Origin of the sequence: Roseibium sp., assembly GCF_039982295.1 — a bacterium.
Classification (GTDB): Bacteria; Pseudomonadota; Alphaproteobacteria; order Rhizobiales; family Stappiaceae; genus Roseibium.
Window position 1 is genome coordinate 13,516 of sequence record NZ_JBDWYP010000039.1, and the last position, 16,870, is coordinate 30,385.

At 56.3% G+C, this 16,870-nt stretch carries 18 protein-coding genes; 12 read left to right on the forward strand and 6 right to left on the reverse strand.

What is annotated here, in order from left to right; all coding sequences use genetic code 11:
• Positions 1 to 32 precede the first annotated feature (32 nt).
• Together ABJZ52_RS07460 and ABJZ52_RS07465 are read right to left on the reverse strand one after the other, a co-directional pair.
• Positions 33 to 1,376, reverse strand: coding sequence for an 8-oxoguanine deaminase (locus ABJZ52_RS07460; protein ID WP_348184451.1), 1,344 nt, complete (start codon positions 1,374 to 1,376; stop codon positions 33 to 35).
• 237 nt (positions 1,377 to 1,613) lie between these two features.
• Positions 1,614 to 2,000, reverse strand: a complete 387-nt coding sequence (locus ABJZ52_RS07465) for a RidA family protein (protein WP_348184453.1) — start codon at positions 1,998 to 2,000, stop codon at positions 1,614 to 1,616.
• A gap of 379 nt (positions 2,001 to 2,379) precedes the next feature.
• Here ABJZ52_RS07465 and ABJZ52_RS07470 point away from each other — a divergent pair, with 379 nt between their 5' ends.
• The 8 genes from ABJZ52_RS07470 (at position 2,380) to ABJZ52_RS07505 (ending at position 9,820) form a co-directional block, all read left to right on the forward strand.
• Entirely contained in the window at positions 2,380 to 3,390 is a 1,011-nt protein-coding gene (locus tag ABJZ52_RS07470; protein ID WP_348184455.1) for an ABC transporter substrate-binding protein, read from the forward strand.
• A 59-nt stretch (positions 3,391 to 3,449) separates the two neighbouring features.
• The gene (locus ABJZ52_RS07475) at positions 3,450 to 4,265 is read left to right on the forward strand and encodes an ABC transporter ATP-binding protein (RefSeq protein ID WP_289036436.1); all 816 of its coding nucleotides are present in this window, start codon (positions 3,450 to 3,452) and stop codon (positions 4,263 to 4,265) included.
• 36 nt (positions 4,266 to 4,301) lie between these two features.
• Positions 4,302 to 5,183 (forward strand): ABC transporter permease, encoded by an 882-nt coding sequence (locus ABJZ52_RS07480; protein WP_348184457.1) that lies wholly within the window; start codon positions 4,302 to 4,304, stop codon positions 5,181 to 5,183.
• A 1-nt stretch (position 5,184) separates the two neighbouring features.
• A complete protein-coding gene (locus tag ABJZ52_RS07485) occupies positions 5,185 to 6,513 on the forward strand; it encodes a cytosine deaminase (protein WP_348184459.1) in 1,329 nt (442 codons plus the stop codon).
• The gene (locus ABJZ52_RS07490) at positions 6,513 to 7,919 is read left to right on the forward strand and encodes an FAD-binding oxidoreductase (RefSeq protein ID WP_348184461.1); all 1,407 of its coding nucleotides are present in this window, start codon (positions 6,513 to 6,515) and stop codon (positions 7,917 to 7,919) included. Before ABJZ52_RS07485 ends, ABJZ52_RS07490 begins: the two co-directional genes overlap by 1 nt.
• 99 nt (positions 7,920 to 8,018) lie before the next feature.
• The gene (locus tag ABJZ52_RS07495) at positions 8,019 to 8,600 is read left to right on the forward strand and encodes an NAD(P)H-dependent oxidoreductase (RefSeq protein ID WP_348184463.1); all 582 of its coding nucleotides are present in this window, start codon (positions 8,019 to 8,021) and stop codon (positions 8,598 to 8,600) included.
• Complete coding sequence (locus ABJZ52_RS07500; RefSeq protein ID WP_348184465.1) at positions 8,600 to 9,187, forward strand: NAD(P)H-dependent oxidoreductase; 588 nt, start codon at positions 8,600 to 8,602, stop codon at positions 9,185 to 9,187. The genes ABJZ52_RS07495 and ABJZ52_RS07500 overlap by 1 nt, the downstream gene beginning before the upstream one ends.
• Positions 9,188 to 9,304: 117 nt before the next feature.
• Positions 9,305 to 9,820, forward strand: coding sequence for a MarR family transcriptional regulator (locus tag ABJZ52_RS07505; RefSeq protein ID WP_348184467.1), 516 nt, complete (start codon positions 9,305 to 9,307; stop codon positions 9,818 to 9,820).
• 78 nt (positions 9,821 to 9,898) lie between these two features.
• On the opposite strand, the gene ABJZ52_RS07510 is transcribed toward ABJZ52_RS07505, so the two are convergent.
• Positions 9,899 to 10,351 (reverse strand): methylated-DNA--[protein]-cysteine S-methyltransferase, encoded by a 453-nt coding sequence (locus ABJZ52_RS07510; RefSeq protein ID WP_348184469.1) that lies wholly within the window; start codon positions 10,349 to 10,351, stop codon positions 9,899 to 9,901.
• A gap of 157 nt (positions 10,352 to 10,508) precedes the next feature.
• Between ABJZ52_RS07510 and ABJZ52_RS07515 the strand changes: the two genes are divergently transcribed.
• The 4 genes from ABJZ52_RS07515 to ABJZ52_RS07530 all read left to right on the forward strand — a co-directional run bounded on the left by ABJZ52_RS07515 (position 10,509) and on the right by ABJZ52_RS07530 (position 14,041).
• The gene (locus ABJZ52_RS07515; protein ID WP_348184471.1) at positions 10,509 to 11,444 is read left to right on the forward strand and encodes a DMT family transporter; all 936 of its coding nucleotides are present in this window, start codon (positions 10,509 to 10,511) and stop codon (positions 11,442 to 11,444) included.
• 121 nt (positions 11,445 to 11,565) lie between these two features.
• Entirely contained in the window at positions 11,566 to 12,210 is a 645-nt protein-coding gene (locus tag ABJZ52_RS07520) for a L,D-transpeptidase (protein WP_348184473.1), read from the forward strand.
• Entirely contained in the window at positions 12,153 to 12,812 is a 660-nt protein-coding gene (locus ABJZ52_RS07525; RefSeq protein ID WP_348184475.1) for an OmpA family protein, read from the forward strand. The genes ABJZ52_RS07520 and ABJZ52_RS07525 overlap by 58 nt, the downstream gene beginning before the upstream one ends.
• Positions 12,813 to 12,895: 83 nt before the next feature.
• Positions 12,896 to 14,041 (forward strand): LacI family DNA-binding transcriptional regulator, encoded by a 1,146-nt coding sequence (locus tag ABJZ52_RS07530; RefSeq protein ID WP_348184477.1) that lies wholly within the window; start codon positions 12,896 to 12,898, stop codon positions 14,039 to 14,041.
• Between the two features lie 115 nt (positions 14,042 to 14,156).
• On the opposite strand, the gene ABJZ52_RS07535 is transcribed toward ABJZ52_RS07530, so the two are convergent.
• The 3 genes from ABJZ52_RS07535 to ABJZ52_RS07545 are packed head-to-tail and all read right to left on the reverse strand — an operon-like array spanning position 14,157 to position 16,864.
• Positions 14,157 to 15,023: an isocitrate lyase/PEP mutase family protein gene (locus tag ABJZ52_RS07535; protein WP_348184479.1), complete on the reverse strand. Its 867-nt coding sequence runs from the start codon at positions 15,021 to 15,023 to the stop codon at positions 14,157 to 14,159.
• 9 nt (positions 15,024 to 15,032) lie between these two features.
• Positions 15,033 to 16,307 (reverse strand): TRAP transporter large permease, encoded by a 1,275-nt coding sequence (locus tag ABJZ52_RS07540; protein WP_348184481.1) that lies wholly within the window; start codon positions 16,305 to 16,307, stop codon positions 15,033 to 15,035.
• Positions 16,304 to 16,864 carry a TRAP transporter small permease gene (locus tag ABJZ52_RS07545; RefSeq protein ID WP_348184483.1) on the reverse strand — a complete coding sequence of 187 codons (561 nt, stop codon included), beginning with the start codon at positions 16,862 to 16,864 and terminating at the stop codon, positions 16,304 to 16,306. Before ABJZ52_RS07545 ends, ABJZ52_RS07540 begins: the two co-directional genes overlap by 4 nt.
• Positions 16,865 to 16,870: the final 6 nt, after the last annotated feature.

Genomic DNA, 16,870 nt, shown 5'->3' on the forward strand with positions numbered 1-16,870 from the left:
CCGCACTTTACCGAGCGCGGCGCCAGGGTCGCTCAGAGGCTTTCGAGAAACCGTTTTGCAGCAGCGCCATGTTCGTGGCGAAGTTCCGCAATGTCGATGCTGGTCGGAATGCCGTCTGCGACGGTCCAGTCGCCACCAATCATGACGCGGTCAGCAGTGTGAGCGCCACACAGAACGAGTGCGGCGAGAGGATCGCCTGCGCCTGAGAACCGAAGCTCATCCAGCTTGTAGAAGGCCATATCGGCCATCATCCCAAGTTTGATGGCGCCAATGTCTTCTCGCCCAAGGCATCGCGCAGAGCCTTCGGTAGCCCAGCGGAACGCATCGAAATGTGTCACCGACGCTGCGTCATAGGTCAGGCGGTTGATCATGAGGGCGTGACGAACGCTTTCGATCAGATTGGAATTGTCATTGGACGCTGAGCCATCCACTCCAAGTCCGACAGGGCAGCCAGCTGCTTCAAGCTCCTTGGTCCGGCATTGTCCCGAGGCAAGGACCATGTTCGACGTTGGACAGTGGCAAACACCGACGCAGGCATGTCCCAGACGCTTGACCTCATCATCATTGAAGTGAATGCCATGGGCGAGCCAGACGCGCTCGTTCAGCCAGCCGCACTCTTCAAGATAGTCGACAGGGCGACAATTGAATTTCTCGAAACAATAGTCGTCTTCGTCGATGGTTTCGCCGAGATGCGTATGGAGACGACAGTCGTATTTCTCGGCGAGGCTGACGCTTTCCTGCATCAGGCGTTTGGTCACCGTGAAGGGCGCGCAAGGGGCAAGCGCAACCTGCAGCTTCGCCCCCTTGGACGTGTCGTGGTACCTGGACAGGACACGCTCGCAGTCTGCCAGGATCGTATCCTCGTCCTGGACAACCGTGTCAGGTGGGAGCCCACCATCCTTCTGGCTGAGGTTCATGGAGCCGCGGGTGAGGGTCATGCGAATACCAACGCGTTCCGCTTCCTCAGCCTGAATGTCCATGGCGGATTCCAATCCGTCCGGGAAAAGATAATGATGATCCGATGCGGCTGTGCTCCCGGATATCATGAGTTCCGTCAATGCGAGGCGCGTCCCAAGGCGAAAGTTCTCGGGCGTAACGTTCTTGGCCCAAATCGGGTAGAGCGAGTGAAGCCAGGGAAAAAGTTCCTTGTTGATTGCCTCCGGATGAGCCCGGGTCAACGTCTGAAAGAAATGATGATGTGTGTTCACGAGACCCGGTGTGATGACATGCCGGGACGCGTCGAAGGTTTGGTCCACCGGCAGCATCGGTTCCTTGCCTGCGCCGATCAACTCAACGATGACGCCATCTTCGATGACGACGCCGCGTTCGGCACCTTCGGCTAGGATTGCAATTGGGTCTTTGATCCACAAACGCATGGGACTGGTCCTTGTTGTCGGACCTGTCGGCTTTGATAGCAGCCAGAAACGACCGGCTTGCCCGAGTTCCGCACAGGAGTGGTTGCGGCGAAGACAAGCGCGGCAAAGGCGCTGCTTCAGCCATTAAAGGCGAGTGCATTTTTCAAGGTGTTTGCCCTCAGACGCAAGAGTTGCCACCAAAAGAAGTGCACCTGCCTGGAAGATCGGTCGTTCAGACCGAATGGCGCATGAGTTTCTTCAGGGTTTTGCCGCGATCACTTCGACTTCGACAACGAACTCTTCGCGGGCAAAACCCGAGACGATCATCAATGTTGATGCTGGCGGCGGGGCCGCAGTGAATTCATCTCGTGTCTTCATGTAGCCTGGGAGATGCTCGCGACCAGTGACATAGGCGTTGATGCGGACAAGATCGGAGAGGTCCATATCCGCCTCCGCGAGAATTGCCGAGATGTTCTCAAAACACAAACGTGTCTGGCTTTCGACATCGCCGGGGATGCTGTCGTCGCTTGAGATTCCAAGCTGGCCGGAGGCGAAGACGATGCGATGGTCCGCAGGCACTTCAATGCCGTGGCTGTAGCGCGCGAAGGGGGGGCGTATTGTTTCGGGTGTCAGCGGGTGGGGCATTGATGTCGCCTTGGTGTCATGTGTCTATGATCAAAAACTGCCTTGCTCTGCATTCGGGAGCAAGTCAGTGTCTGGTGAAGCTGGTGGCAATTTCGCACAGTATGTGCACAATAAAAGTGCAGTGGCGTTTTGGGTTTTCCGAAGGCAATGTCGATAGCGGCGTGCTGGCAGGTGGCATGTTAAATGAACATGGCTGTTTCTTGCGACGGAACGACTTTTTGGCGCTTATCGTGCGGCGATTGGCACAGGCTTTGCTTTTCAGGGGCTGCATGATTGCCTGATCCGCTCCCAGGGCCTGAGGAGGCACAGCGGCAGAGCACAACGTTGGCGCGCCCGATGCGTGGTGCCGACTTAGAGCGATTAGGAGACGGAAGACAACATGCGTATTCTCAAGTCCTTTGGTGTGGCAATTGCCGCCCTGTCAGTTTCCACCAGCGCCTTTGCGCTCGAGAAGGTTTCTTTCGGCACAAACTGGGTCGCCCAGGCTGAGCACGGCGGGTACTATCAGGCTGTCGCCGATGGTACCTATGAAGCATGTGGTCTCGACGTCGAGATCAAGCCGGGTGGGCCTCAGGCCAACAATCGTATTCTGCTTCCGGTTGGAAAGATCGATTTCCTCATGGGCGGCAACATGCTGCAGGCGTTTTCCGCTGTAGAGCAGGGTATCCCGACAACAGTGGTCGCCGCGCATTTCCAGAAAGAACCGCAGGTTCTTCTGACGCATCCGGACGCTGGACACGATACCTGGGAAAGCCTGAAGGAAATCAACCTGCTCATCGGCAAGGGTGGTTTTAACTCTTACTATCAGTGGATGATTTCCGAGTTTGGTTTCTCAGCAGACCAGGTTCGTCCCTACACCTATAATTCTGCGCCTTTCCTTGCAGACAAGGACCTGGGCCAGCAGGGCTATATTACGTCAGAGCCCTTCGCGATTGAAAAAGAGGGTGGCTTCAAGCCGAACATCTTCCTGATCGCCGACTATGGCTATGACAGCTATGGTACGACCGTTGAGACGCGCACCGACCTGATCGAAAATAAGCCGGAAGTCGTGAAGTGCTTTGTTGATGGGTCCGCGATCGGCTGGGTCAATTTCCTTTATGGCGATAATGCTGCAGCTCTTGAGATGATCAAGAAAGACAATCCTGGCATGTCTGATGAGCAGCTCGCGTTTTCCATTGAGAAAATGAAGGAATACGGCATCGTCGATTCCGGCGACAGTCTGACAATGGGCATTGGTGCCATGACCGACGAGCGCAACAAGTCCTTCTTTGACAAGATGGTTGCATCCGGCGTCGTGAACGCTGATGTCGATGTCAGCAAGTCCTACACCCTGCAGTTTGTAAACGCGGGCGTTGGCGTCGATCTCAAAAAGAAGCTGACCGGTAACTGATCGCAGGAAACCCGGACAGTGATTATTTCAGGCGCGAGCCGTGGCTGTGAGGCGTACGCATGACAGCCACGGTATCGGAGTCGGGACAGGGCGCTAGGGCGTCCTCTCCTGCCATCGTTTCTCTCAACCAGATCTCCAAGACGTTTTCCAATGGCACCATTGCGCTGCGGGAAATGTCTCTGGATATCCGACAGGGTGAATTCGTTACGTTGCTGGGCCCCTCAGGGTGTGGCAAGTCAACCGTGCTCAGGATATTGACCAGTTTGACCAGCCCGACAACCGGGCGCGTCGAATGGCCGATGGAGCAGAGTGGACAAGACGAGCATGAAATGAGCTTTGTCTTCCAGGAGCCGACCTTGATGCCCTGGGCGACTGTGTTCGGAAATGTCTGGCTTCCGCTCCGGTTGAAGGGCATTTCCAAAAAGCAGGCTCATGATCGGGTCATGGAAGCGCTTGAAATGGTTGGGCTCGCCGGTTTCTCGGAAAGCTATCCGCGAGAGCTTTCAGGTGGCATGAAAATGCGTGTCTCGATCGCGCGAGCACTGGTGACCAAGCCAAAGGTCCTCCTGATGGATGAGCCTTTTGCTGCGCTGGACGAGATCACTCGATTCAAGCTGAACAATGACATCCTGCATCTGTGGGAAACCTTCGGCTGGACCGTGGTCTTTGTTACCCACTCGGTGTTCGAGTCTGTGTATCTGTCCAACCGGATTGTGGTCATGGCTGCACGTCCAGGACGTGTGGTCAACGACATGACACTGGATGCACCCTATCCACGCGGTGATGAATTCCGGACGTCTGCGGAATACGGAGACTACTGCCGGACAGTGTCCGATGCGCTCCATGCCGCGATGGATGCCAACGACCACCTGTAATCAGTTCCCACGGGTGGGAATGGAAAGATCGAAGCAATGACTGTTCTAACTGAACATGCTGTCGCTGTGCCCGAGAATTCCGGGCAGGCCGTGCCGCTCGACCCGTTGGAGGTCTCCAAAGCACGCGCAGCGAAAATCGAACGCCAGGGCCGCTGGATTCTGCCGGTCCTGATTCTACTGGTCTCTATAGTTCTTTGGGACCGGATTTGCGTCTGGAACGAGATACCGCACTATATTCTGCCACGGCCAATATTGGTCTATGAGGCGTTGATCGCCGACTGGCCCATCCTTTCGATTGCGCTTTTGAACACGCTCAAGATCACGCTTGGCGCGATGCTCATCGCAACCTTCGGAGGACTGGCGCTCGCGGTGCTTTTCACACAATCCAAGTGGATCGAGATCTCCTTCTTCCCCTTTGCTGTGATTTTGCAGGTGACGCCAATCATCGCAATCGCACCGTTGATCTTCATCTACGTGGATTCCGTCGAAGCTGGCCTTTTGATCTGTGCGTGGATCGTCGCTTTCTTTCCTGTGCTGTCGAATACGACGCTCGGCCTGAACTCGGCGGATCATAATCTGCGCAACCTCTTCCAGATGTATGGTGCGACACGCTGGCAAACTCTTCGCTATCTGCGACTTCCAGCGGCGATGCCTTATTTCCTGGGAGGCTTGCGTATTGCTGGTGGTCTGTCGCTTATCGGTGCGATTGTCGCCGAGTTTGTGGCGGGGTCTGCGGGCTCCGGCTCAGGTCTGGCCAATCAGATCCTCGAGTCCAGCTACCGCTTGAATATTCCGCGCATGTTCGCAGCCCTGATCCTCATCTCGGGGACCGGCATCGTGATTTTCTTGCTGATGAATTTCCTCTCGCATGTTTTTCTGCACAAGTGGCATGAGAGCGCATTGAAGCGGGAGAACTGAGATGGGCGCCGTTTTGGGAATGGATGCGCAGGAAGACATTCTTCTGCGCAATGCGACGGTGCCTGCCTGCATGTTGCCGGCTGACCTTGCTGGAACTGATGAAGTCGCCTTGTTGTCGATGGATATCGGCATTGTTGCAGGACGTATTGCTCGTATCTCAGCCGCCGGGGAACTGGATGGTACGGACGGGTGGAGTTTTGATCTTGATGGCGGCATGGTGCTGCCAACCCTGGTCGATATGCACACGCATTTGGACAAGGGGCATATCTGGCCACGACGCCAAAATCCGGACGGGACGTTTCTCGGTGCCTTGACGGCCGTTGGTGAGGACCGCCTCGCTTGCTGGACAGCAGAGGATGTACGCGCGCGTATGGAGTTCGGCCTCCGCTCTGCTTACGTCCATGGAACCTCTGTCATTCGGACACATATTGACAGTCTCCCGCCGCAGGATGAAATTTCCTGGCCGGTATTCGTGGAGCTTCGGGATGAATGGAAAGACCGGATCCTTTTGCAGGGCTCGTGTCTTTTTGGCGTTGACCGTCTGATTGACCACCCAGGTTACCTGGACAGTATTGCTGACAGGGTTCTGGCCGCCGAAGGTGTGCTTGGTGCTGTTACCTACATGGTGCCGGGGCTGGATGATCATCTGGATGGAATTTTCAAGGCAGCGATCGATCGAGGGTTATCGCTGGACTTCCATGTTGATGAAACCAAAGATCCCGATTCGCGAACCTTGAAACACATTGCCGAGGCGGCAATCCGCTCGGGCTACGATGGCAAGATCGTGTGCGGCCATTGTTGTTCGCTAGCGCGCCAGGAATCTGATGAAATCGACGCAACGCTTGATCTGGTCGCCACGGCTGGTATCGGCGTCGTGTCCTTGCCTATGTGCAATATGTATTTGCAAGATCGCGAGCAAGGCAGAACACCCCGCTGGCGCGGCGTTACCTTGTTGCATGAGATGAAAGCCAGAGGGATCCCGGTGGCTGTCGCTTCCGACAACACACGCGATCCCTTTTATGCCTATGGCGATCTCGATTTGATCGAGGTCTATGCGCAAGCGACCCGAATCCTGCAACTTGATCATCCGATCGCTGACTGGGTTTCAACGGTGTCCTACGGCGCTGCAGAGATGCTGAACGTGGATGCAGGGAGCCTGACAGTTGGCGCAGTCGCGGACCTGATCCTTTTCAGGGCACGTGATTGGAGCGAGTTGCTATCACGCCCGACTGGCGCACGCGAAGTGCTGCGCGGGGGGCGGACGGTTGTTGATGCCCTGCCAGATTATCGGGAACTGGACCATTTGATGACGAAGAGCGGAGCCGCATGATGAGTACTCTTGAGACGCTCAAAGCCGAGCTTGACGGCTTGCAGATTGAAGATAACCCACAGATCGTGAAACAGAAAAGTCGAGACTTTTTCTGGTATTCGCCGGTGCTAAAGCATCAGCTTGAAAACGTCTCTGCCGAGCTGGTGGTCACGCCGAAAACCGAGGACGAGATCGTTCGGGTCCTGAAGGCGTGTTATGCTCACGACGTCGCCGTCACAACGCGCGGCGCTGGTACGGGAAACTATGGTCAGGCAATGCCCCTGGCGGGCGGTGTCATTCTCAATCTCGCCGAGATGAACAAGGTCAAGGACATTCGGCCTGGTGTCGTCGTTGCCGAGGCTGGAGCGATCATTTCCAAAATCGATGATGAATGCCGGGTTCATTCGGGTCAGGAACTCCGCCTGCATCCGTCGACTTACCGAACTGCGACCATCGGTGGATTTATTGCCGGCGGATCCGGCGGTGTCGGGTCGATCAACTGGGGTGGCTTGCGCGATGCAGGCAACGTCATCAGGCTCCGTGTCCTGACCATGGAAGCAGAACCCCGGGTCCTTGAGATGACGGGCGAAGATCTGCAGAAGGTCATGCACGCGTATGGCACGAATGGCGTGATCACGGAGGTCGAGATGCCATTGACGGCGTCTTGTGACTGGGTGGACGTGCTGGTTGGTTTCGATGTGTTTATGGACAGTGTCCATTTCGCAGATGCACTTGGAAACCAGGACGGTCTGCTGCTGAAAGAGATTGCGCCGATAGCAGCTCCTGTTCCGCATGACTACTTCTTGCGGCATCAAAAGTTCATCCGCAAAGATCAATCGGTCGTTGTCTGTATGGTCGCACCGTTCGCGATGGACGCCTTTGCGGCCTTTGTTGCTCGCAATGGTGAGGCTTCTATTCTTTACCGCTCGGATACAGCCGACGAAGGCACCAAGAAGGGGTTGCCGCCCGCCTATGAATTGGCCTGGAACCACACCACCTTGCGTGGTCTGCGCGTCGACCCGAATGTGACCTATCTTCAGGTTCTTTATCCCTATCCGAACCAGGTGGAAAAAGTCCGGACGATGGTCGAGCTGCTTGGTGATGAGGTGCCGGCCCATCTCGAATATGTGCGGTTCGATGGCAAAGTGACCTGCTTCGGCTTGCCGATCGTCCGTTACAGCAGTGAAGAGCGGCTGAACGAGATCATCAAGCTTCATGAAGACAATGGGTGCCCGGTCTTTAACCCGCACCGATACACCCTCGAAGAGGGCGGGATGAAGCAGACCGATGCTGTCCAGCTTGCCTTCAAGAAAGAAGCTGATCCAAAAGGCCTGCTCAATCCGGGCAAGATGATTGCGTGGGAGGACCCCTCCTATGACTATTCGTCTGAAAAGCTCTTTCTTTTTCCCGGATTGCAGACCGGCTAACGGAGCGTTTTCTTTTTCGATGAGGTTTGGCCGCCCTGCTTCCGAGCGGGCCGTCCCTTTGTCATGTCCAGATTTTGATACGAGGGTTTGAGGTTTTTCATGCGGGTTCTGGTGTTATTCGCACATCCGGTCGAAACGAGCTTTGGCGCAGCTCTCCACCAACAAGTGCTCAGTTCGCTTCATGAAGCGGGGCATGACGTGGATGATCTCGATCTCTACGGAGATGATTTTGATCCGCGTCTGACGCGTGATGAACGGCTTGGCTATCATGAGCTGGAGACCAACACGAGTTCGGTTGCAGACTATGTCGAGCGATTGCAGAAGGCCGACGCGCTGGTGATCGTGACACCGGTTTGGAACTTTGGTTACCCGGCAATCCTCAAAGGATTTTTTGACCGGGTGTTCCTGCCTGGCGTGTCGTTTGAGATGAAAGACGGCAAGGTTGCGCCGTGTTTGCGCAACATCAAGAAGCTGGCGGTGGTCACCACCTATGGTGGCTCGAGGTTGAGGGCTTTTCTGGTTGGCGACCCGCCGCGCAAGATTGCGACGCGGGTTCTTCGTGCAACCATCAAGCCGGCAGCACCGATTTCCTATCATGCCCTTTATGACATGAACCGACGGACGCAGGCTCAGCGCGAAGCGTTCTTGGCTCAGGTGGCAGACAAAATGGAGGCATTTTAATGCGCACGCTCGTCGTCTATTGCCACCCTTGCCCGGAGAGCTTCAACGGCTCGGTGCTTGCAACAACAGTCGAAACGCTGAAGTTAGCGGGACATGAGATAAGGATTAGCGACCTTTATGCCGATGGGTTTGATCCGGTGATGAGCGCGGATGAACGACGCGGTTATCACACTCCAGAGACCAACGTGACGCCGGTGGCAAAACACGTCGATGACATTCGCTGGTGCGAAATGATTGTGTTTGTCTACCCGACCTGGTGGTTTGGCCTGCCCGCGATGCTGAAGGGGTGGTTTGACCGGGTTTGGGTGCCACATGTAACCTTCGAAATGCCGACGGCGGACCAGGGCATGAAACCGAAGATGCAACACATTGGGCGTATCGCGATCGTGACCACTTGCGGTGCGACCTGGTGGATCTCCAAGCTGATTGGTGAGCCGGGGCGCAAGACGATCCTGCGCGGTATGCGCGCCCTCTGTGCTCCGCGTTGCAAGACGCTTTATCTTGCGCACTACAAGATGGATTCATCGACCGAGCAGACACGATCCAATTACCTGGCTAAAATTCGTCAACGCTTGGCAAAATTTTGATTTTTTGTGCTCCTGTGCCCAGTGTCATTTGACGGTTAAATATCGAGGGTAGGCTCCGTTTAAATCCGGGGGCGTTGGCCGCCGATTGTCATTCGAAAGACAAACGGAAACCTGACGATGGCATTTAACTACAAGAAGAGCGTTACGTTTCGCTTGGTTCAAGCTGCAAAGGCTCAGCGGGCAAGATCTGGCAGCCACTTGATGCGCATTGGATTGCATCCAGGCCAGGAGCTGGTGTTAAAGGTTCTCGCAGACAGCGATGGCCGGACCATGAGCCAGCTCGCCTTGGCTCTTGGCGTCCAGCCTCCGACGGTTACGAAGATGGTCACTCGTCTGTCCGCACAGGGTTATGTTCGCCGACAGGTTTCCGACACTGACGGTCGGCTCGCGCGTGTTTACCTCACAGATGAGGGCAGGGGGCTCGTCGATAATGTTGACAGAGCCTGGAAGCGTCTTGAACGTGAGGCAATGTCCGGCCTCGATGACAAGGACCGCAAGAAGCTGAGGAAGCTGCTACGGCAGATCGAGAAAAACCTCTCCCTATCCCTCGACAACGACCCAGAGCACGAAAGTGAGACGGAAACCGACACAGACAACGAGCCGGGAACCAAGCCAAAGCTGGCTACGGTCTGAGGTCGCGGAAGAGAGGAAGCAATCCTTCTTTGCCGCATTCGCGCTGAGCATATGCCGGAGCGCGTGGCGGAGCCTGCTTCAGAGAAGGAATGGGTATCCGCCTTCGTGCTTCAAAAGCGCGATTTTCGTATCCAGCCCGCCAGAGCCTGAGTACCCGCCCAACCCTGTGGCTGACAGCACGCGATGGCAGGGTATGATCAGCGGTATCGGGTTTGCGCCGCAGGCTTGGCCTACTGGCTGGCCGTATGTGTCGAGCTCCTTGGCGATCTCGCCGTAGGTGCGAGTTTGGCCAAAGGGAATGTCGAGCATTGCCTGAAAGACCGCCTGATGAAGCTCTCCTCCCTTTGGATTGAGCGGAAGGTCGAAGCGGTCAAGCGCGCGGTCAAAGTAGGCCAGAAGCTGTTCCCTGGTTTCTTCCAGAAGGGGCGTTGTTTCATCCTGCCCCTGGCCCCAGTCGAGCCTTGTGAGATGCCCGTCCTGCTCGGTCACACGGATCCAACCGACTGGTGTTGGTATAGAGGCGGTTGGCATCGTCGGGTCCAATGCGTGTTTGCGGGCAGGTGGCACTTCGAACGGAGAACCGTACCGTTCGAGGTTGATGCGGCCTTTTAACGAAGAAAATCTCACGGTAACATTTGCAAGTTGTGTGGCTTTTTTTCGCCACACCGATCGTGGAAGTCATCCTTACATGTCCGGCAAGAAAAAGATCAAAGTTCCCGGCGGCTCCGCTACCGGACCGGTGGAGACAGCCGCTTCGCCGGTCGCTCAGGCGTCTCTTGCCGCAATAGGCCTGATCCTGTTGGCATGCCTGTGTTTTTCCGGGCTTGATGCGACGGCGAAATATCTCAGCCAGTCTCTTCCACCGCTTCAGATCGTGTGGATGCGATTTGTCGTGCATGTTGTTCTGGCGCTCATCATATTTCAGGTCTGGAAGGCGCCAAGCCGTTTCAAGACAAGGCGCCCCTTTCTGCAGATTGTTCGCGCCTTTTGCCTGCTTGCGACAACCACAGGGAATTTTTTGGCGGTTCAGCACCTTCAGCTGGCCGAAACAATGTCGATCATGTTCGCGGCACCCTTTGTGGTCACCGCGCTCGCGGGGCCGATGCTGGGTGAATGGGCCGGCATAAGGCGCTGGGCGGCCATTCTTGTCGGCTTTATCGGTGTCCTTATCGTGACGCAGCCAGGCAGCGGGGAAATGCACTGGGCCGCCATCTATGCGGTCGCAGCTCTTTTCTTCTATGCGCTCTACGCGCTCTTGACCCGAAAACTGGCGGCAACGGATTCGTCTGCCAGCATGTTGCTGATTTCCGCGGCTGTCGCCGCGGCGGCGATGACGCCGGCCGGCCTTTCAGTCTGGGTTACGCCATCCAATTGGTTCGATTGGGGCTTGCTTCTGTCCACGGGCGTCTATGGTTGTGTTGGGCACTTGATCTTCATTCAGGCACATCGGCTTGCGCCGGCTCCCGTTCTTGCACCGTTTATCTATGTTCAGATCGTATGGATGGTGACCCTCGGGTATCTCGTCTTCAGTGACGTTCCTACGATCAGCACGATTGTCGGTGCCTCTATCGTCGTTGCGTCTGGCCTCTATATTCTCTACCGAGAACAATTAAAGGCGTCCTGATGTAATGAGTGCTCGCACAGCAGTTGACGCTCGCCCTGTAATTCAGGCTTAATGCATCCTGACTTGAGGGGCGTAGATTTCCGAAAGTCTAGATCTTTGACTTGCAATGCGGGAGGCAGCAATGTCCTTGACGCGACGGGGTTTTCTTGCTGGCAGTGCAGCGATGGGCGCGTCCGCGCTGGTAAGCAGTCCAGCTTTTTCGAGCGCTGCGGCGAATGCATATTTTGACGGCTATCGTGACGACAACGGGTTTCGGTATCGCTCGACCAATTTCAACAAGATCGACCCTGTTTGGCACCGCCAGATGGTCAAATACTTCAGTCCCGAAGCTCCGGGCACGGTCGTTGTCGATACGCGCAATCATTTTCTCTACGTAGTTTGGGAGAACAACACGGCATTGCGTTACGGCGTTGGTGTTGGTCGCGAAGGCTTTCAGTGGTTCGGACGAGCGAGGATCGATCGAAAGGCATTGTGGCCCAGATGGGTTCCGCCGCCCGAAATGCTTCAACGGCAACCTGACCTTCCGCGCCGTGTGGAAGGTGGGGCCGCCAACAACCCACTTGGCCCACGGGCGCTGTACCTCTACCGAGACGGTGGCGATCTTGGGTATCGACTGCATGGAACTCTAGAGCCCTGGAGCATTGGGCGAGATGTTTCAAGTGGCTGCGTCCGCATGTTCCCGGAAGACGTCATCGATCTTTATCAACGATGCCCGAAAGGAACAAAGGTGCTTGTTCTGGAGCATCTGGGCGCGAATGCGGGCTGATCAGAATTCATAACAAGACTATCTGGCAGGCGGCCGTTTTGAGCCGCCTGCCTTTTTTCAAGGGGGCTAATTTGACGGGCTTTGGAATTTTTCGGTGGAGCGGGCTTTTCGTGGTGCTGATCGCAGGGGGACTGCTTTCCGCATGTAACAGCGCGAGCAATCTTGCCACTCCAGATGTCACGAACGCGACCGCCGCCGGTTTTGTCGACATGAAACCTGGTTCGGAAGAGGAATTCATGCTGAACGTTGGTCGGAGGATTTACTTCGACCAGGGGTCGTCAACGGTGTCCGATGAAGCCCAGATGACGATTGTGCGTCAGGCGGACTGGCTCAAGGCCAATAAAAAGTGGCTTGTCAAAATTCAAGGTCATGCGGACGATCCGGGTAGTGAAGCGGCGAACAAGACGCTTTCGACCCAGCGTGCCGATGCTGTCCTGAGTGCTCTCGTCGCCCGGGGTGTCGACCGAAATCGGCTTTGGACGAAAGGCTATGGTATTGAGCGCCCCGTAACCGATTGTGATGATATAACCTGCAAGTCGCAGAACCGGCGCGTGGTCGTGAACCTGCGTGAAGAGTTTGACGATTCTGCACCTGGGCGCTAAGCGAGTTGTGAGGGTCGGCAGGTCGCTGAAGGCGTGACCGATCCAACCATTTTGGCGCGAAGCGCAGGCTTGAGACGAATTGCATGACGGACGACACCGGTTCTGACAAATCGCCCTCCGACGAGGAAGCTGCAGAGGTGGGCCGCGATGCGGATGGGCCGGATACATCCCCCTCTGATTTCCACAAGCCCGGCAAGAGACTGACGCTCGGACATATCGCCGATCAGCTTGGCATCTCGACTGCCACGGTGTCTCTCGCGTTGCGCGACAGTCCGCTCGTTGCTGAAGACACGCGCGCGAAAGTCAAAAAGACCGCAGAAGAGATCGGCTACATCTACAACCGCTCGGCTGCTTCGCTGCGTACAGCGCGCAGTCAGATTGTCGGTGTGGCAGTACACGACATCCTCAATCCCTATTTTGCCGAGGTTTTCACGGCCCTTGAGGACGTGCTGGAAGAGCAGGGGCAGATGATTTTTATCTGTAACCACCGGGATGATGTGAAGCGCCAACGCGCCTTCATCAATACGCTGCTACAGCACCGTGCCGACGGATTGATCTTGTGTCCTTCGGTCGGTACGACCGCCGAAGAAATCAATCGGCTTGTCGGCCAAGGGGTTCCCGTGACCTTGATGTGCCGTGAGGTGCCCGGCGTTTGGGCGCCCTGTGTCCACGGCGATGATGTGGCTGGTGCCTATGCGGTCACCAAACATCTCATCAACCAGGGCCACAAGAAGATCGGGATGATCGGTGGACGAAGAGAAAGCTCCACCGGCCGCGACCGGCATGCCGGGTGGCTCAAGGCATTGGAGGAATCGGACCTCGACCCTGAAAAGCAGGTCGATGTACCTGAACTGATGACGCAGGCGGATGGGCGGCGCGTTGCACCTCAGATCGTGTCATCGGCAGACCGGCCGTCTGCCTTGATGTGCTTCAACGACCTTGTTGCGCTTGGAATGATGCCTGTTTTCCGGCGCATGGATGTGGAGCCTGGTCCGGACATGGCGATCACAGGCTACGATGACATTGACGGTGCCGCGAGCCGCACACCGGCTTTGACCACGGTCTGTAATCATGCGGACAAGATCGGACGGCTTGCTGCCTTGACACTCCTGCGCCAGGTTGCCGGTGAGCGGGTGCCCAACAAACCGATCCTGATTGAGCCCGACCTGCGCATCCGTGAAAGTTCGCCGCCCAAGGGCATCAGGCTCGGGCCGCGGCTGGTCGAATGATGCTGGCGTTTGCCGAATTCAATCGCTGCTGAAGAACTTTATATTGGCTTCCGATTGCCTGATCACGTCGCTCTGCCAGGTGCAACGGTTGTTTCGTCCATTGCCCTCGTCTCTACTATCTGTCTGAAGTTTCGTACCGACCGGACATCTCATAATAGTGTTCGAAGCCGATTTTCTGCCGCAGCGTTTTGAAGTCCATGAGCTGGGGCGTTCTGTCGGCATCGGTGGACAAGCAATGAAGAACTTCATTCATGGCCTTCATTGCGGCTGCCATGAGAGTGAGTGGATAGGCTGCGATGGAAAAGCCGATATCACGTAATTCATCGTGTGGCAGATCCGGAGTTTCGCCGCCTTCAACTATATTGGCCATCTTCGGACCTGGCAGCTCACGACACAGAAGCTGCATTTCCTCTACGGTCCTGGGCGCCTCGACAAACAGGATGTCGGCTCCCAGTTCCTTGAACTTTTGTGCGCGGTCTATCGCTTCATTCAGGCCATGATCGTGTCGCGCATCGGTCCTTGCCAGGATCAAGATGTCGGCACCTTCGTCGCGTGCGTCCCGAGCTGCCCGAATGCGATCGAAAGCTTCTTCCCTTGAGACGACGGCTTTACCAGGCGTGTGGCCGCATCGCTTGGGCGCAAGCTGGTCCTCAATCATCACGGCTGCGGCACCGGCCTTGGCAAAGCCGGATATTGTCCGACGGACGTTCATGGCGTTGCCATAACCGGTGTCCCCATCGGCAATCAGCGGAATTGAAATGGCGTCGGTGATGTTCCGTGCCTGATCCAACACTTCACCATAGGACATCAGGCCAAGGTCGGGTTCCCCGATCCGAGATGCAGATGTCGCGAAACCGGACATGAATGTCAGGCCAAAACCGGCTTGGTCAATAAGCTTTGCGGAGAGCGCGTCAAAACAGCAAGGCATCACGTGCAACTTGTCTTGGGCAAGCAGTGCACGGAGCTGGTCGGCGGGAGACATGGCGAATTCCTAGAGTTTGAACGGTATGTAGAGCGCGATGTCAGGCAAGAGATAGAGCAGCAACACACTGATCAACATGATGACCAGGAATGGCAGGACGCCCCGAGAGACATCGCCGAGACTTGCGCGTGAGACGGATTGGATGACGTAAAGGTTCAGGCCAACAGGCGGTGTTATCAGCGCACACTCGACTAGGATGACCATGTAGACGCCGAACCAGATCGGGTCGAAGCCCATCGCAAGCGCGGCAGGCAGAAGCACGGGCGTCATGATCAGGACCATGGACAAGGCCTCGAAGACAAGCCCCATGAACAGGAGCACAATCGAAACGACAATCACAAAGGCAAAGGGGCTGTCGATCGTCTGTCCGATAAACATCGAAATGTCCTGGGGTATACGGTAAAGCGTGATCGCTTTTCCGAAAACCTTTGCCCCGGCGATGATCAGCAGGATCGCGACTGTGGTTGCCATGGCCTCGAAGGCTGCGTCACGAAAACCCTGCCAGGTCAGCGTGCGCAGAATGAGCGTCGTGATCACGAGAGCCGCCGCAAAACCAATAGCTGCCGCTTCTGTCGGCGTGGCTGCGCCTGTGTAGATTGCTCCGATCACAATGGCTGCCAGGAGCATGGACGGTGCCGCGCGGAGTGTAGAGGCCTTGCGTTCTGCCCAGCCGGTTGCGGGTTCGGGCGTGTATCCGCCAAACCAACGTGCGTAAACCATGGCAAACAAGATGAAGAAGATGACGAGCAAAATGCCCGGTCCGACACCTGCCAGGAAAAGAGCGATTACCGATTGTTCGGTGACGAAGCCATAGACGATCATGGGGATCGATGGCGGGATGAGGATCCCGAGTGTGCCTCCTGCAGCCAGGAGGCCATAGACGAATTTGCGTTCGTATCCGCGCTGAATCATTTCCGGAATTGCGACGGTGCCAATCGTTGCTGCGGTTGCCACCGAAGAGCCGGAGATGGCTGCGAAAATCGCGCATGACAGAATGGTCGCGACGGCCAACCCGCCGGGCCAATGTCCAACCCATGCATGAACAGCGGCAAAGAGATCCTTGCCGACACCGCCCTTCAAAAGGATGTTCGACATCAGCAGGAAGAGAGGAACAGCAAGCAGAATAAATCCGTCAAGCGTCGAGAGCACGGCCTGTGGTGCCATTAGAGGCGAGAAGCCTCCTGATACCAGCAGTGCCAGGCCGAGGCCGCCAAGTGCAAAGGCCACCGGCACCCGAAGGAGCAGCAACGCAAAAAGCGCCACAAGGATCATCAGGGTGCTCATTCATAGGCTCCATGAGACGCGCTGGCGTCGCGCTTGCCGGTTATTGCCAAATAGGCTTCAATCACGCCCTGAATGAACAGAAGTGCAAAGCCGACAGGGACGGCGAGCTCGGACACCCAGGTTGGCAAGTCGAGCATCGAACCGGTGGTTCGACCGCGTTCGAAGGAATCGAGAAAAATTCCCCATCCCTTCCAGGAAACGGTTGCTGCAAAAATCGCCACTGCCAGCATGGCAAAGGCCTCGGTGAAGCGTCGTTGTTTTACGGAAAGAAGCTCTACAAGTGCATCGACCGCAATGTGTCGCCGGGCGCCCAGAAGCCAGGTCATGCCGAGCAGCGAACCCCAAATGAGACAGAGTTGAGAAAGCTCGGCCGCCCAAATGGTCGGAGCTGTAAAGAAATGGCGCGCGACAACCTCAAAGGTCAGCATGAGCCCTGCGGCCACGAACAAGCCAGAGGCTGCCCACGCGAGCGCTTTTGTAAGGTGTTGGAAAAGTGTCATGAAACAACGATCGCTGGAGGTCAGACCGCGGGCAAGTGCATTGCCCGCGGTGGTCATTCAGTA

Coding starts and splice junctions, on each gene's coding strand:
- ABJZ52_RS07535 (WP_348184479.1), bottom strand. CDS start 15,023: ATGTCTCCCGCCGACCAGCTCCGTGCACTGCTTGCCCAAGACAAGTTG.
- ABJZ52_RS07530 (WP_348184477.1), top strand. CDS start 12,896: ATGACGGACGACACCGGTTCTGACAAATCGCCCTCCGACGAGGAAGCT.
- ABJZ52_RS07505 (WP_348184467.1), top strand. CDS start 9,305: ATGGCATTTAACTACAAGAAGAGCGTTACGTTTCGCTTGGTTCAAGCT.
- ABJZ52_RS07510 (WP_348184469.1), bottom strand. CDS start 10,351: ATGCCAACCGCCTCTATACCAACACCAGTCGGTTGGATCCGTGTGACC.
- ABJZ52_RS07520 (WP_348184473.1), top strand. CDS start 11,566: ATGTCCTTGACGCGACGGGGTTTTCTTGCTGGCAGTGCAGCGATGGGC.
- ABJZ52_RS07490 (WP_348184461.1), top strand. CDS start 6,513: ATGAGTACTCTTGAGACGCTCAAAGCCGAGCTTGACGGCTTGCAGATT.
- ABJZ52_RS07480 (WP_348184457.1), top strand. CDS start 4,302: ATGACTGTTCTAACTGAACATGCTGTCGCTGTGCCCGAGAATTCCGGG.
- ABJZ52_RS07525 (WP_348184475.1), top strand. CDS start 12,153: ATGCCCGAAAGGAACAAAGGTGCTTGTTCTGGAGCATCTGGGCGCGAA.
- ABJZ52_RS07465 (WP_348184453.1), bottom strand. CDS start 2,000: ATGCCCCACCCGCTGACACCCGAAACAATACGCCCCCCCTTCGCGCGC.
- ABJZ52_RS07460 (WP_348184451.1), bottom strand. CDS start 1,376: ATGCGTTTGTGGATCAAAGACCCAATTGCAATCCTAGCCGAAGGTGCC.
- ABJZ52_RS07540 (WP_348184481.1), bottom strand. CDS start 16,307: ATGAGCACCCTGATGATCCTTGTGGCGCTTTTTGCGTTGCTGCTCCTT.
- ABJZ52_RS07485 (WP_348184459.1), top strand. CDS start 5,185: ATGGGCGCCGTTTTGGGAATGGATGCGCAGGAAGACATTCTTCTGCGC.
- ABJZ52_RS07475 (WP_289036436.1), top strand. CDS start 3,450: ATGACAGCCACGGTATCGGAGTCGGGACAGGGCGCTAGGGCGTCCTCT.
- ABJZ52_RS07470 (WP_348184455.1), top strand. CDS start 2,380: ATGCGTATTCTCAAGTCCTTTGGTGTGGCAATTGCCGCCCTGTCAGTT.
- ABJZ52_RS07545 (WP_348184483.1), bottom strand. CDS start 16,864: ATGACCACCGCGGGCAATGCACTTGCCCGCGGTCTGACCTCCAGCGAT.
- ABJZ52_RS07515 (WP_348184471.1), top strand. CDS start 10,509: ATGTCCGGCAAGAAAAAGATCAAAGTTCCCGGCGGCTCCGCTACCGGA.
- ABJZ52_RS07500 (WP_348184465.1), top strand. CDS start 8,600: ATGCGCACGCTCGTCGTCTATTGCCACCCTTGCCCGGAGAGCTTCAAC.
- ABJZ52_RS07495 (WP_348184463.1), top strand. CDS start 8,019: ATGCGGGTTCTGGTGTTATTCGCACATCCGGTCGAAACGAGCTTTGGC.